The 13,617-nt window shown below is 62.7% G+C and carries 12 protein-coding genes; 4 read left to right on the top strand and 8 right to left on the bottom strand.

The window, feature by feature from the left end:
- Positions 1 to 5: 5 nt before the first annotated feature.
- The 3 genes from ptsI to cysK all read right to left on the bottom strand — a co-directional run bounded on the left by ptsI (position 6) and on the right by cysK (position 3,446).
- Entirely contained in the window at positions 6 to 1,733 is a 1,728-nt protein-coding gene (ptsI, locus tag R2E40_RS16055) for a phosphoenolpyruvate-protein phosphotransferase PtsI (RefSeq protein ID WP_318163884.1), read from the bottom strand.
- Between the two features lie 44 nt (positions 1,734 to 1,777).
- Positions 1,778 to 2,035: an HPr family phosphocarrier protein gene (locus R2E40_RS16050; protein WP_005303128.1), complete on the bottom strand. Its 258-nt coding sequence runs from the start codon at positions 2,033 to 2,035 to the stop codon at positions 1,778 to 1,780.
- Between the two features lie 442 nt (positions 2,036 to 2,477).
- Complete coding sequence (gene cysK, locus R2E40_RS16045) at positions 2,478 to 3,446, bottom strand: cysteine synthase A (protein ID WP_011706833.1); 969 nt, start codon at positions 3,444 to 3,446, stop codon at positions 2,478 to 2,480.
- A 167-nt stretch (positions 3,447 to 3,613) separates the two neighbouring features.
- Between cysK and R2E40_RS16040 the strand changes: the two genes are divergently transcribed.
- Genes R2E40_RS16040 through R2E40_RS16030 form a run of 3 tightly spaced genes read left to right on the top strand, consistent with a single transcriptional unit; the run spans position 3,614 to position 6,800 of the window.
- The gene (locus tag R2E40_RS16040; RefSeq protein WP_011706832.1) at positions 3,614 to 4,456 is read left to right on the top strand and encodes an AAA family ATPase; all 843 of its coding nucleotides are present in this window, start codon (positions 3,614 to 3,616) and stop codon (positions 4,454 to 4,456) included.
- Between the two features lie 3 nt (positions 4,457 to 4,459).
- The gene (locus R2E40_RS16035) at positions 4,460 to 5,623 is read left to right on the top strand and encodes a vWA domain-containing protein (RefSeq protein WP_318163883.1); all 1,164 of its coding nucleotides are present in this window, start codon (positions 4,460 to 4,462) and stop codon (positions 5,621 to 5,623) included.
- 55 nt (positions 5,624 to 5,678) lie between these two features.
- Positions 5,679 to 6,800: a beta-ketoacyl-ACP synthase III gene (locus tag R2E40_RS16030; RefSeq protein WP_318163882.1), complete on the top strand. Its 1,122-nt coding sequence runs from the start codon at positions 5,679 to 5,681 to the stop codon at positions 6,798 to 6,800.
- Positions 6,801 to 6,862: 62 nt separating this feature from the next.
- On the opposite strand, the gene tsaA is transcribed toward R2E40_RS16030, so the two are convergent.
- A complete protein-coding gene (tsaA, locus tag R2E40_RS16025) occupies positions 6,863 to 7,570 on the bottom strand; it encodes a tRNA (N6-threonylcarbamoyladenosine(37)-N6)-methyltransferase TrmO (RefSeq protein WP_318163881.1) in 708 nt (235 codons plus the stop codon).
- Between the two features lie 247 nt (positions 7,571 to 7,817).
- On the opposite strand from tsaA, the gene R2E40_RS16020 reads away from it, so the two are divergent.
- Positions 7,818 to 8,798, top strand: a complete 981-nt coding sequence (locus R2E40_RS16020) for an NAD-dependent epimerase/dehydratase family protein (RefSeq protein WP_318163880.1) — start codon at positions 7,818 to 7,820, stop codon at positions 8,796 to 8,798.
- Positions 8,799 to 8,868: 70 nt separating this feature from the next.
- Here R2E40_RS16020 and R2E40_RS16015 read toward each other — a convergent pair whose 3' ends face one another.
- The 4 genes from R2E40_RS16015 to cydD all read right to left on the bottom strand — a co-directional run bounded on the left by R2E40_RS16015 (position 8,869) and on the right by cydD (position 13,416).
- Positions 8,869 to 9,261 (bottom strand): DUF488 domain-containing protein, encoded by a 393-nt coding sequence (locus R2E40_RS16015; protein ID WP_043166616.1) that lies wholly within the window; start codon positions 9,259 to 9,261, stop codon positions 8,869 to 8,871.
- Between the two features lie 22 nt (positions 9,262 to 9,283).
- Positions 9,284 to 9,655, bottom strand: coding sequence for an Rcs stress response system protein RcsF (gene rcsF, locus R2E40_RS16010; protein ID WP_010633326.1), 372 nt, complete (start codon positions 9,653 to 9,655; stop codon positions 9,284 to 9,286).
- Positions 9,656 to 9,908: 253 nt separating this feature from the next.
- Positions 9,909 to 11,654: a heme ABC transporter ATP-binding protein/permease CydC gene (gene cydC / locus R2E40_RS16005; protein WP_318163879.1), complete on the bottom strand. Its 1,746-nt coding sequence runs from the start codon at positions 11,652 to 11,654 to the stop codon at positions 9,909 to 9,911.
- On the bottom strand, positions 11,647 to 13,416 hold the full coding sequence (gene cydD, locus R2E40_RS16000) for a heme ABC transporter permease/ATP-binding protein CydD (protein WP_318163878.1): 1,770 nt from the start codon (positions 13,414 to 13,416) through the stop codon (positions 11,647 to 11,649). The genes cydC and cydD overlap by 8 nt, the downstream gene beginning before the upstream one ends.
- Between the last annotated feature and the right edge of the window lie 201 nt (positions 13,417 to 13,617).

The following is a 13,617-nucleotide window of genomic DNA, read 5'->3' as shown; positions in this document are numbered from 1 at the left end:
CGATCTTAGCAGACTGCCTTCTGCTTAATAAAGTTATCTACACAGGCTTCGATTTCGGCGGCGGTGGCAAAGCTCAGCGCTTGATCAGCCATGGCCTTCACATCTTCGAAGTTGGTGTTGCGGATAAGCTTCTTGATACGCGGTACAGAGATGGCGCTCATGGAGAACTCATCCAGACCCATACCCAGTAGCAGCAGGGTGGCACGCTCGTCACCAGCCAGTTCACCACACATACCGGTCCACTTGCCTTCGGCGTGGGATGCATCGATAACCATCTTGATCAGCGTCAGGACGGAGGGTGACAGCGGGTTGTACATGGCGGAAATCATCTCGTTACCACGGTCGACAGCCAGGGTGTACTGGGTCAGGTCGTTGGTACCGATACTGAAGAAATCCACTTCCTTGGCCAGATGATGAGCCATCACGGCAGCAGCCGGGGTCTCGATCATGATACCCACTTCGATGGATTCATCAAAGGCTTTGCCTTCGGCACGCAGTTCGGCTTTCAGCGTCTCTACGGTAGCCTTCAGGCTGCGGAACTCTTCGACAGAGATGATCATCGGGAACATGATGCGCAGTTTGCCGAAGGCAGACGCACGCAGGATGGCCCGCAGCTGGGCGTGCATGATGTCGGCGCGATCGAAGAAGATCCGCACGGCACGCCAGCCCAGGAAGGGGTTCATCTCTTTCGGGAAATTCATGTAGGGCAGTTCTTTGTCGCCGCCGATGTCCATGGTGCGCACGATGATCGGCTGATCCGGCATCGCTTCGGCCACTTCTTTGTAGGCTTTGAACTGCTCGTCTTCGGTCGGCAGCGCGTCACGGTCCATGAACAGGAACTCGGTACGGTACAGACCCACGCCTTCGGCGCCATTGCGGATGGCACCTTCGGTATCCTTGACGGTACCGATGTTGGCGCACACTTCGACCTGATGGCCATCCAGCGTGATGGCAGGCAGATCTTTGAGCTTGGCCAGTTCATCTTTCTCGGCCTGGAACTGGGCCTGGAATTGCTTGGCTTCGTTCAGCTGTTCGGCAGTCGGATTGATGATGATCTGGTTGTTGATCGCGTCCAGCACCAGCACGTCACCATTCTTGACGCGCTCGGTGATGTCGTTGGTGCCCACGATGGCCGGCAGCTCCAGGGAGCGGGCCATGATGGAGGTGTGGGAAGTACGGCCACCGATGTCGGTGACGAAACCCAGCACGTATTTCAGGTTGATCTGAGCGGTTTCGGACGGGGTCAGGTCTTTGGCGACCAGGATCACCTCTTCGTCGATGGTGCTCAGGTTGACAACGGCGATGCCCAGTACATTCTTGACCAGACGGGTGCCGATGTCACGGAAGTCGGTGGCGCGCTCGCGCAGATAGGGGTCATCCAGCTCGGCCATCATCTTCGCGTACTGCTCGATGACCTCGTAGATGGCCTTGTCGGCGCTGGCCTTGTTGTCTTTGATGAAGGATCTGATATCCCCTTCCAGCTCTTCATCTTCGAGCAGCATGATGTGGCCTTCGAAGATGGCCTCTTTTTCTTCACCGAAGGTGCGACCGGCCATCTCTTTGATGGCTTCCAGCTGTGCGGCTGACTTGGTGCGGGCTTCGAGGAAGCGGTTGATTTCGGCATCAATCTGTTCGGCAGCAATTTTGCCCTGATTGATAACGATTTCATCTTCTTTCAGAAGAAGCGCCTTGCCGAATGCGATACCGGGGGACGCAAGAATGCCAGATATCATAATCCTTCCTATTAAAACGACTGTGGGGGAGGAATAAAGCTGGATTACTCCAGCTCGTCCATCAGGGCAACCAGCTTCTCAACGGCTTTCTGAGCGTCCGGGCCGTCGGCCTGGATGGTCACGTTGGTGCCTTTGGTCAGGCCCAGGGTCTGCAGCTTGAACAGGCTCTTGGCGCTGGCGGATTTGCCACCGGAGACCACAGTGATCTCGCTTTGGAATTCTTTGGCTTCTTTCACGAACTGAGCTGCCGGACGGGTGTGCAGGCCGTTTTCAGCAGTAATAACAACAGACTTCTCGTACATGGTTTCACCCCATATTATTGATATTTTTTGGTGTGAGGGATGCTTTTGACGCTTCCTTCTCGCACCGTGTCAGTATGGATATGTTGTAAAGTAACGAAATCAGACCTGCAATGGTTTAATCCAGGTCAATTTTCTGTGCAGTATTCGGTGTCTGCCTCAACTCTTTTCCGTTATCGCTCTACAAGCCGCGTCAATGCTGGCTTGAAATTATTTTATAACGAAAAATAACACTTTGTTACTTTGTGATACCTAGTCGGCAAACACCTCGTGACGCGGCACAGGATATGAGATTTATCACAGAATGTCTGCTTTTTTTGTCGCTGGGTTGCTTGTTATTTTACCCCGAAAAATAAGGGGTCGACTGGCGCTGCCAAGTGCTCAGTCTAGCTCATAAAGAAACGGCGCTCCTGGGAGCGCCGTTGTTTTGAAATAATCCGATCACTTATTGTTGCAGTTCCTGCTCGCTGAACACCCCGGCAAACAGGGCGCTGGAGAGGTAACGCTCGGCGGCGCTCGGCAGAATGACGACGATGGTCTTGTCGGCAAACTCCGGCAGCTCGGCAAGGCGGGCAGCGGCCACCACGGCGGCGCCTGAGCTGATCCCGGCCAGGATCCCTTCCTCTTCCATCAGGCGGCGAGCCATCTCGATGGCGTCATCGCTGTTCACCTGCTCGACGCGATCCAGCAGGGTGAGGTCCAGGTTACCCGGGATGAAACCGGCACCGATGCCCTGGATCTTGTGGGGACCCGGTTTTATTTCAAGACCGGCCAGACGCTGGCTGATCACCGGCGATTCGCTCGGCTCGACGGCGACGGAGACCACCGCCTTGCCCTTGGTCTGTTTCAGGTAGCGAGAGACACCCGTGATGGTGCCGCCGGTACCGACGCCGGCCACAAATACATCCACCTGACCATCGGTGGCATCCCAGATCTCGGGGCCCGTGGTCTTCTCGTGGATCTCCGGGTTGGCGGGGTTTTCAAACTGTTGCAGCAGCACGTATTTGCCCGGCTCGGATTCGAGGATCTCGTTGGCCTTGGCAATGGCGCCCTTCATGCCGAGCGGCCCTTCGGTCAGCACCAGATTGGCGCCGAGTGCCTTGAGCAGCTTGCGGCGCTCCAGACTCATGGTGGCCGGCATGGTCAATGTGATGGGATAGCCACGGGCGGCGGCCACGAAGGCCAGAGCAATACCCGTGTTGCCGCTGGTGGGTTCGATGATCTCCTTGCCCTTGGTCAGGACGCCGCGTTTCTCGGCATCCCAGATCAGGTTGGCGCCGATACGGCACTTGACGCTGAAGCTCGGGTTACGGCTCTCAATCTTGGCCAGCACGCGGCCCTTGGTAACACGGTTGAGACGAACCAGCGGGGTGTGACCTATGGTCTGGCTGTTGTCCTCAAAAATTTTGCTCATGGTGCTATCCCTGTTTGTTACGGCGATGAAACAAGATTACCCTGTGGTTTCTGAATGAGAAGTGACGATTTGTTATAACAATATGTTATTACAAGATATAGAGCTTATTCTTTCTTATTGAGGCCTCGATCTCAAAAAGGTCTCTCATCGTCAAAGGAATGGACGTTATGGGATTTGCAGGAAGCGATCGCTATCTCGCCTCTGAATCGCTCAAGATGGCGGTCAATGCCGCTATCGTGCTGGAAAAACCCTTGCTTATCAAAGGGGAGCCCGGTACGGGCAAGACCGAGCTGGCCGAAGCGGTGGCCCGCCATCTGGGCACCGAGCTGATTGCCTGGCACATCAAATCCACTACCAAGGCCCAGCAAGGGCTCTATGAGTACGATGCGGTGGCCAGGCTGCGGGACTCCCAGCTCGGCGACCCCAGGGTAGGGGAGATCAGCCACTACATACGCCGGGGCAAGCTGTGGCAGGCTTTCACCGCCGACCAGCGCCCGGTGCTGCTCATCGATGAAATCGACAAGGCGGACATCGAGTTCCCCAACGATCTGCTGCAGGAGCTCGATCGGATGGAGTTCGATGTCTACGAGACCGGCGAGCGAGTCAAGGCCCAGCAGCGGCCGGTGGTCATCATCACCTCCAACAACGAGAAGGAGCTGCCGGACGCCTTCCTGCGCCGCTGCTTCTTCCACTACATCCGCTTCCCCGACAAGGCCGAGATGCAGGCCATCGTCAAACTCCACTACCCCGACCTCAAGGAGAGCCTGCTCGGTGAGGCGATGGATCTCTTCTTCGAGCTGCGCGAAGTAGAAGGGCTGCGCAAGAAGCCCTCCACCTCGGAGCTGCTGGACTGGATCCGCCTGCTACTGGCCGACGATATCGCTCCCGAGGCGATGCGTGCCCGCGAGCCGGGCAAGCTGGTGCCTGCCCTCTACGGCGCCCTGCTCAAGACCGAGCAGGACCTGCATCTGTTTGAGAAGCTCGCCTTTCTGGCCCGGCGCGGCAGCTGACTGATGCTCATCGACTTTTTTACCCACCTGCGCCGCCACAAGCTCCCTTGCAGTCTGCGTGAACTGCTGGACTTGCACGCGGCGCTGGCAGCCCGGCTGGCCAGCCTCGACATGGACGAGTTCTACCAGCTCTCCCGCTGCCTGCTGGTGAAAGACGAGGCCCACTACGATCGCTTCGATCGCGCCTTCGCCGAGTATTACGAGGGGCTGGCCGCCATCCCCCTGTTGCCGGAAAGCCTGCCCGAGGAGTGGCTGCGCAAGGAGTTCGAGCGGCTATTGAGCGCCGAGGAGAAGGCGTTGCTCACATCCCTCGGCGGGCTCGACCAGCTGCTGGCGACCCTCAACCAGCGGTTAAGCGAGCAGAAGGAGCGTCACGCCGGCGGCAACAAGTGGGTCGGTACCGGCGGCAGCAGCCCGTTCGGTCACGGCGGTTTTCACCCGGAAGGAGTGCGCATGGGGGGAGAGGGCCAGCATGGCAAGGCGGTCAAGGTGTGGGAGGCGCGCCACTATCGCAACTTCAGCGACGATTCGCCGCTGGGGCAACGGGCCATCCAGCTGGCGCTGCGCAAGCTCAGGCGCTGGGTGCGCAAGGGCAACCCCGACGAGCTGGATCTCGACGACACCATCCAGAGCACGGCCAGACAGGGCTGGCTCGATGTGAAGCTCAGACCCGAGCGCCACAACGGGGTCAAGTTGCTGGTCTTCTTCGATGTGGGAGGCTCCATGGATGCCCACGTGGCCGAGGTGCAGCGGCTCTTCTCGGCCCTGCGCCACGAGTTCAAGCATCTGGAGTACTTCTATTTTCACAACTGTCTCTACGACTTCGTCTGGCAGGACAACGCCCGCCGGCAGGAGGCGCGCTTCGATACCCTGCGCCTGCTGCGCACCTACGGCAGCGACTACAAGGTGATCCTGGTGGGGGATGCCACCATGGGCCCCTACGAGATCACCTGGCCGGGCGGCAGCGTCGAGTATTGGAACGAGGAGGCCGGTCAGGTGTGGCTGGCCCGCCTGCAGCAGCACTTTCCCAAGCTGGTGTGGATCAACCCCACCCCGCGGCGGGAGTGGCTCTGGCATCCCTCCATCAAGCTGATGAACGAATTGATCGGCGGGCGCATGCACCCGCTGACCCTGGCGGGTCTGGCTGCGGCCATCGACCAGCTGTGACCCTCTCTACCCGAACAGACCAACAAGCCGGGAGTGAACCCGGCGAGGAGCAAAGATGACCTCTATCGTGATCAGTGGCTCAGGCCTCTATACCCCTCCCTTTGCCGTCAGCAACGAAGCGCTGGTGGCCGCCTTCAACCAGTATGTGGATCTCTACAACGAGGAGAACGCCTCCGCCATCGACGCCGGCCAGCTGCCCGCCAAGCAGCACTCGAGCAGCGAGTTCATCGAGAAGGCCTCCGGCATCAAGAGCCGTTATCTGGTAAGCAAGGAGGGGGTGCTGGATCCCGACATCATGCAGCCATTGCTGGCGGAGCGGCCCGATGACAAGCCCTCCATCATGGTGGAGATGGCGGTGGCCGCCGCCGAGCAGGCGCTGATCGCCGCCGGTCGCGAGCCCGGCGAGATCGATCTGGTCATCGTCGCCGCCTCCAACATGCCGCGCCCCTATCCGGCCCTCTCCATCGAGCTACAGCACTATCTGGGGGCGGGCGGCATGGCGTTTGACATGAACGTGGCCTGCTCCTCCGCCACCTTCGGCATCAAGACGGCGGCAGACATGCTGGCGGCCGGCAGTGCCAAACTGGCGCTGGTGGTCAATCCGGAGATCTGCTCGGGGCACCTCAACTTTCGCGATCGGGACAGTCACTTCATCTTCGGCGACGCCTGTACCGCCGTGCTGCTGGAGCGGGAGGCCGATTGCAAGGTGGCCAACCCCTGGCAATTGGTGGCCAGCAAGCTGGTGACCCAGTACTCCAACAACATCCGCAACAACTTCGGCTTCCTGAACCGGCTCAGCCCGCGCACCCGCTACGGCGATGACAAGCTGTTCCGCCAACAGGGGCGCAAGGTGTTCAAGGAGGTGCTGCCGCTGGTGTGTGACCAGATTGCCGGCCAGCTCGACGAGCAGGGCTGGGCAGCCGATTCCCTGAGCCGGCTCTGGCTCCATCAGGCCAACCTCACCATGAACCAGTTCATCGCCCGCAAATTGCTCGGTCACGACGCCAGCCAGCAGGAGGCGCCGGTCATTCTCGACAGTTACGGCAACACCAGCTCGGCCGGTTCCATCATTGCGTTCCACCTCCACAACGGCGACCTTCCCGCCGGGGCGCGCGGCGTGCTCTGCTCGTTCGGCGCCGGTTACTCCATCGGCAGCCTGCTGCTCACCCGTTTGTAAGGGGGCCGAGCAGCGGCAAGCAACAAAAAACCACCCGGGCGGGTGGTTTTTTTATGGCTGGCTCACTGGGCCGGCTCGATGGCGAGCACCTGGCAACTGGGCTCACTGATGCGAAAGCGTACGTTGCAGTCAAAGAGCCTGACGCCGTACTCCTTGTCATCCGGCTTGCCCTTCTTGTAGGCGGGGCGCGGATCCTGGGCCAGCACTTCGCTCACCAGCAGGCGCAGCTCGGGGTGGGCCTTGAGCCAGGGTTGCAGCTGCTGCTCCGCCTCGGGGCTGAAACTCACCGCCAGCGGCGGGGTGGGCGCATCGGGGGCGAAACCGCCGCGGGCATCCGGCAGGCTGTCGGCATAGGGGATATAGGGCTTGATGTCGACGATGGGAGTGCCATCGAGCAGGTCCACCGCCCCCAGCTCGAGCCAGAGTTTGCCGCGCTCACGACCGACCCCGTGCAGCTCGACCACCGAGAGGCCGAGCGGGTTGGGACGAAAGGTGGAGCGGGTGGCAAATACTCCGACCCGCTCGTTGCCGCCCAGACGCGGCGGGCGCACCGTCGGGTGCCAGCCCTGCGCCATGGTCTGGTGAAACACGAAGCTGAGCCAGAGGTGGGAGAACTGCTCGATGCCGCGCAGCACGTCCGGCTGATCGTAGGGGGGCAGCAACTCGAGGCGGGCGCGGGCCGATTTGACCAGACCGGGCTGGCGCGGGATGGCGAACTTCTCCTTGTAGGGAGAGCGGATGATACCCAGGGTGTCGATTTCGAACTTCATGGCGGATCCTGACTGAAAACCCCGGCAATGTAGCACAGCGGCCCTCAAAACGCAGGCTTGCCCGCCGGCCGGTGGCTGCCTGCTTGCCGTGATCCCGCTCCCATCCCGGCCGCTTCGGGGCTGTATCGCGCCGCCAAGTTGCGTAGGGTGGGCGCAGGATGAGTGAAAGGCGCGTCCGCCAGCAGGGCGGCTTGCTACAACCGGCGTGACCGCAGGAGAGGGGCCGCGCCGCACAGGAGAGACAGGGATGAAACTGCTGATCATCGGCGGCACCGGATTTCTGGGGCGCCATCTCACTGCGCTGGCGCTGGACTGGGGCCACGAGGTGACCTTGTTCAATCGCGGCCGACGCCAGCACCCGGACTGGCGCGAACTCACCCAGCTGCAGGGGGACCGGGATCAGGACCTGACCCCGCTGCATCGCTATCAGGGAAGCTGGGATCTGGCCATCGACACCTGCTGCTATCGTCCCGAACAGGCGACGAGCCTCTCGGCCGCCCTGCTCGGGCGCTGCGAGCGGTTGATCTTCATCTCCACCATCAGCGTCTATCGCGACTTCGCCCAGCCCGGGCAGGACGAGTCGGCGCCGCTGCACGCGATTGCCGAGGGGAAGATGCCGGAAGATTACGGCCCCCTCAAGGTGCTGTGCGAGGCCACGTATCGGGCCCGTTGGGGCGAGCGGCTCTGTGTTTTGCGCCCAGGTGTCTTGTGCGGCCCCCATGATCCCACCGGCCGGCTGGCCTGGTGGGTGAAGCGGGTGCAGCAGGGCGGTCCCTGGCTGCTGCCGGGGCAGGGGGAAGACCGGCTGCAATATCTGGACGTGCGCGACTGCGCCGAGTTCGTGCTGCGGGCCGCCGAGCAGCAATTGAGCGGTACTTTCAATCTGGTCAAGCCCGGTATCGCACTGAACGACTGGGTGGATCGTCTGGCTGCCAGGCTGGCTCCTGCGACCCCGCTCGTGCCGGAGTGGGCGCCATGGCCCGCGCTGCTGGCTGCCGGGGTGGAGCCCTGGCAGAGCTATCCGACCCTGTTGCCCAATGAGCAGCCCGAGTATGCCGGTTATGGTCGCATCAGCGCCGAGGCGGCCATCGTGCAGGGTCTCAACTTTCGGCCGCTGGAGGAGACGGTGGCGGATGTGGCCGAGTGGCTGGCCGGCGCGCCGGACGCCGCGGTGGCCGCCGGCATCACCGCCGAGCAGGAGACGCGGCTGCGTCAGCTTGTCCGATAGAGGCCGGCAAATGCGGCAGCAAAGCAAAAGGGCATCGAGAGATGCCCTTTTCTGTCTGGTGTGAGCGCCGCTACTCGGTGCGCATGGCGGCGCCGGCAGCGGTCAGTTGCTCGCGCAGGATGGCGCGATGACAGCGGGACTCCTGCTCGCAGTAGCAGCCCACCGACAGGTTGGTGGTGTGGGAGAGGGCGGCCAGCAGCGCCAGATCGTGCCTGGCGGCCGGAGTGGCCAGCTCGGCCTTGTACTGTTTGCAGAAGGCGTTCCACTGGGCGGGCGTCTCGGCAGCCTGGCCCAGCTTCATGGTGTCGTTGCTGGGGGCGAGATTGGGGAACCAGACGTCGTACCAATCCTGGCTGGCAAACTCGGTTTTGGGCACGCCGCGGGGCGGGCGGCGCACGGTGCCGATCCGCAGCCCCTCGTCGGTCAGACGGGGCGTGCCGAGGCGAACGATGGCCAGTGCCATGCAGGCTCCTTGCAGTTGACGCTTATTTCTCGGTGGCGACCTTCAGTGCCTGACCGTAGCAGATCACCTGCTTCAGGCAGCCCGGGGTATCGCTGAATTCGGCGCACTTGTCGAAGGTGACGCCGTTGCCGCCCATGTCGGCCACGCGGCGGCGGGCCAGGGTACGGGCCTCGCCGGCGTTGGGGATCGGCTGCTTGGCATCGCTCTGGCAGGACTCCCCTTCGACGGTGCCGAGGTAGAGGTAGTTGAGATCGGCCAGCTGGCCCTGTTCATAGATCTGAACGCTGCCCGGCTTGAAGTACTCGTCGAAGTTCTCTTTGTCCAGATTGCTGTTGAAGGCAAAGTCGGCGCAGCCGGAGGCAATCAGGGGCATCATCAGGATCAGGCGTTTCATCGTCTCGTATCTTGTGTCGGTGATGAGGACAGTAGCAAGGCGCAGGCGCTCCATGTCGGCATCTTGTGGAATAGCGAAGGGGCCATTATAGGGGCCAGTCGACGGTGTCGACCAGCCCCATTTTTAGCCGTATGGGCGGGGTGTGATCAGGATCCGGCGGTGTGTTGCCCGTGCAGCTGCACGCTGCCGGCAAAGATGACTGGCCCGGTGTCATGAGAGAGAGGCGCACCGGGCGCCCCTCTCTCGTTGCTCATCAGGCCGGCGCCAGCCGCTGATGCAGGCTGCGATAGTAGTCGTCCGCCAGCAGCGTCTGATGGGGGGCGCAGAGGCGGATCTGCCCCTCTTCCATCAGGGCGATCCGGTCCATCTGCTCCAGCCCCAGCAAACGGTGAGAGATGAGCAGCAGGGTGCGATCCGATCCCAGCTTGAACAACAGATCCATGATCTCCCGCTCGGTCTGGCTGTCGAGCCCCTCGGTCGGCTCATCCAGCAGCCAGAGCGGGGCGTCGTGCAGCAAGGCGCGGGCGATGCCGATGCGGCGGCGCTCGCCACCGGAGAGCGGCCGGCCGCCATCCCCCAGCCAGGCATCGAGCCCGCTGTCGCTGTGGCCGTTGTCATCTTCCAGCAGATTGGCGAGGCCGACCTGGGTCAGCACCTGCACCAGCTGCTCGTCACTGGCATGGGGGGTGGCCAGCTTGAGGTTGCCGCGCAGGGTATCGGCAAACAGGTGCACCCGCTGGCTCACCACCGAGAGGGAGGCGCGCAGCGCCCCTTCGCTGTAGTCGGTGAGCGGCTTGCCATCGAGCAGGATCTTGCCGGCCTGCGGGTTCCATTCGCGGGTCAGCAGCCCCATCAGGGTGGACTTGCCGCAGCCGGTCTGGCCCAGCAGCGCCAGTTTTTCGCCGGCCTGCAACTGCAGGGTGCAGCCGCGCAGCACCGGCTGCGGGTTGCCTGGGTAGCTGAAATAGAGGTCGCTTATCTGCAGCGCCCCCTGCGGCGCGTGGCGCTGTTCGTGGCCCCACTCGGGGGCCTTGGCCTCCTGCAGGATCTCGTTGAGGCGGCGGGCCGAGGTGAGGCTGGTGGAGAGGTGCTGGAAGGCACCGGCCAGCGGCATCAGCGCCTCGAAGCTGGCCAGGGTGGCGAACACCATCAGCGCCGTGATGGGATCCGGCGCGGCGCCTGCTACCCCGTGACCGGCCAGCCACAGCATCAGAGTGAGGGTCCAGCCGCTCAGCAGTTGCACCGAGCCGTTGGCCAGCCCGCTCACCCGGGCCATGCGGGCCTGGGCCTGGATCAGCGCCTGTTCGGCCTGCTGCAGCTCGTCGCGCGCCCGGGGGGCGGCGGCAAACATCTGTAGCTCGGCCTGACCGTCCAGATAGTCCACCAGACGGGTACGCAGGCTGGACTTCTCGGCGATCAGCTGGCGACCAGGCTGGCGGCCGAGGAAGTAGAACACCAGCGGCAGGGCCAGCATGCCGAACAGCAGGATGGCGCCCAGTATCAGGGCCAGGTCGGCATCGAACAGCGAGAGGAAGAACACCAGACCGGCGGTGCTGAGCAGGGCCGCACCTATGGGAGTGACCAGCCGCAGGTAGACGTGGTCCATGGCGTCGATGTCGGCCACCAGCCGGTTGAGCAGGTCCGCCTGGCGAAAGCCCGCCAGGGCACCGGTGGAGAGCGGCGAGAGCTTTTGCCAGAACCAGACCCGCAGCCGGGTCAGCACCCGGAAGGTGGCGTCGTGGCTCACCACCCGCTCACCCCAGCGGCCGGCGGTGCGGATGATGGAGAAGAAGCGTACCCCGCCAGCCGGCGTCATGTAGTTGAAGGTGTCGCGACTGGCGACCGCCATCCCCGCCACGGCGGCGGCGGAGAGGAACCAGCCGGAGAGCGACAGCAGTCCCATCCCGGCCACCAGGGTCACCAGGGCCAGCAGCAGGCCGAGGGAGAGGCTCAGCCAGTGCTGGCGATAGAGGCGCAGAAACGGCAAGAGATCAGTCATCGAGAGAACCCTCGTTACGTTGGGAGAGCAGGCGGGCGAACGGCCCCTGCGCGGTACTCAGTTGCTGGAAGCTGCCCTGCTCCACCAGCTTGCCGCGCTCTAGCACCAGGATCTGGTCCATCTTGGTGAGCTGGTCGATGCGGTGGGTGACCATCAGCAGGGTCTGGCCTGCGGCGGCTTGTTCGAGCGTGGTCATGATGGCCCGCTCGGAGTGGCGATCCAGGCTGGCGGTCGGCTCGTCCAGCACCATCAGCTGGGTGGACTTGAGCAGGGTTCGAGCCAGGGCGAGGCGCTGGGCCTGGCCGACCGAGAGGCCGCCGGCCTGATCCCCCACCGCATAGTCGAGCCCCTTCTCCATGGCAAACTCCCAGGCCTGAGCCCGTTTCAGGGCCTCCTCCAGTTCGCTGTCACTGGCGGAGGGGTTGGCCAGCAACAAATTGTCGCGCAGCGAGGCATGGAACAGCTGCGGGTTCTGGGAGAGCCAGCCCAGCTGGCGGCGCCACTGGCTCATGTCGAGGCTGGCCAGCTCCTGGCCGTTGACCTTGAGCTCGCCGCGATAGGGGGCAAAGCCGAGCAGGGCATTGACCAGCGAGCTCTTGCCGGCGCCGCTGATGCCGATGAGGGCGGTGCGCGAGCCGGACGCCAGGGTGAAGTCGATGGGACCGACCAGCACCTTGCCCTCGGCGCTCAGCACTTCAAGGCCTTTGGCTTCTACCTTGACGGGGGCGTCGGCATGGAAGGGCGCATTGCCTGAGGCGGGTTCCGTCACCTCGGCTTCGAGGAACTCCAGCAGCTGTTCGGCGGCGCCGATGGCCTGCGCCTTGGCGTGGTAGTGGGCGCCGAGTTCGCGCAGCGGGGCATAGAACTCGGGTGCCAGAAACAGCACGAACAGGCCGGTAAAGAGGGTAACTTTGGTGCCATAGTGGCCGAAGTTCAGGTGATCGATATAGGAGAAACCGAAGTAGACGGCCACCAGCGCCACCGAGAGGGCGGCGAAGAACTCCAGCACGGCGGTGCTGAGGAAGGCAAGGCGCAGCACCTCCATGGTGCGTTCGCGAAAATCTTCCGACGCATCGCGAATGGCATCCCCTTCCGCCTGGGTGCGCATGAACAGCTGCAAAGTGCGCAGTCCCTTCAAGCGATCGAGGAAGTGGCCGGAGAGACGGGCCAGCGCCTGGAAGTTGCGGCGGTTGGCATCGGCAGCGCCGACCCCCACCAGGATCATGAAGAGGGGAATAAGGGGCGCCGTGCCCAGCAGGATCAGGCCAGCGGCCCAGTTGACCGGGAACACGGCCACCAGGATCACCACCGGAATGAACACGGCAATCGCCATCTGCGGCAGGTAGCGGGAGAAGAAATCCTGCATGTTTTCAATCTGCTCCAGCAGCAGGCTGGCCCAGCTGCCGGCCGGTCGACGCTGGATGTAGGCCGGCCCCAAGCGACCGAGGCGGGTGAGCACCAGCTCGCGGATGGCCTGGCGCACCGCACTGCCGGCCTTGAAGCTGGCCACTTCACGGCCATAGGCCAGCACCGCCTTGCCGAGGGTGGCCAGCAGCAGGGCGATGAAGAGGGGAATGGATTGCGCCGGCGTGGTGCCTTCGATGATGAAACCGTGCAGCAGGGTGGCCAGCAGCCAGGCCTGCGCCACCATCAGGATGCCCTGACCCAGGCCAAAGCCGATGGAGAGGCCGATCCAGCGCCGGCCGTGGCTCGATTGATTGCGCAACCAGCCATAGAGTCGTTTTTGCGTTTTTTTATCCATTACCACCATCCTCGCGTCGAGTGGCGCAAGACTATCCTCGCCCCCCAGGCTTGGCAACCTTGTAAATTCCGGCTTGTGAAAACGGTTGATTGAAAAAGCGGCTTGCTGCTCATTAGTTGGTCGAACAGATTGATTTACGGTAAAAAACCGTATCGAGGTGATTGCGCTCGGCGGCAAAATGCATATAGTAGAGGCCCTGAC

This window comes from Aeromonas sp. CD (assembly GCF_033349375.1).
Lineage (GTDB): Bacteria > Pseudomonadota > Gammaproteobacteria > Enterobacterales > Aeromonadaceae > Aeromonas > Aeromonas hydrophila.
Note: the sequence above shows the minus strand (reverse complement) of the source record. Positions and strands in the feature narration are given on the sequence as shown.

Coding starts and splice junctions, on each gene's coding strand:
- R2E40_RS16035 (WP_318163883.1), top strand. CDS start 4,460: ATGCTCATCGACTTTTTTACCCACCTGCGCCGCCACAAGCTCCCTTGC.
- cydD (WP_318163878.1), bottom strand. CDS start 13,416: ATGGATAAAAAAACGCAAAAACGACTCTATGGCTGGTTGCGCAATCAA.
- R2E40_RS16040 (WP_011706832.1), top strand. CDS start 3,614: ATGGGATTTGCAGGAAGCGATCGCTATCTCGCCTCTGAATCGCTCAAG.
- cysK (WP_011706833.1), bottom strand. CDS start 3,446: ATGAGCAAAATTTTTGAGGACAACAGCCAGACCATAGGTCACACCCCG.
- R2E40_RS16015 (WP_043166616.1), bottom strand. CDS start 9,261: ATGGCACTGGCCATCGTTCGCCTCGGCACGCCCCGTCTGACCGACGAG.
- R2E40_RS16030 (WP_318163882.1), top strand. CDS start 5,679: ATGACCTCTATCGTGATCAGTGGCTCAGGCCTCTATACCCCTCCCTTT.
- R2E40_RS16050 (WP_005303128.1), bottom strand. CDS start 2,035: ATGTACGAGAAGTCTGTTGTTATTACTGCTGAAAACGGCCTGCACACC.
- ptsI (WP_318163884.1), bottom strand. CDS start 1,733: ATGATATCTGGCATTCTTGCGTCCCCCGGTATCGCATTCGGCAAGGCG.
- tsaA (WP_318163881.1), bottom strand. CDS start 7,570: ATGAAGTTCGAAATCGACACCCTGGGTATCATCCGCTCTCCCTACAAG.
- R2E40_RS16020 (WP_318163880.1), top strand. CDS start 7,818: ATGAAACTGCTGATCATCGGCGGCACCGGATTTCTGGGGCGCCATCTC.
- cydC (WP_318163879.1), bottom strand. CDS start 11,654: ATGACTGATCTCTTGCCGTTTCTGCGCCTCTATCGCCAGCACTGGCTG.
- rcsF (WP_010633326.1), bottom strand. CDS start 9,655: ATGAAACGCCTGATCCTGATGATGCCCCTGATTGCCTCCGGCTGCGCC.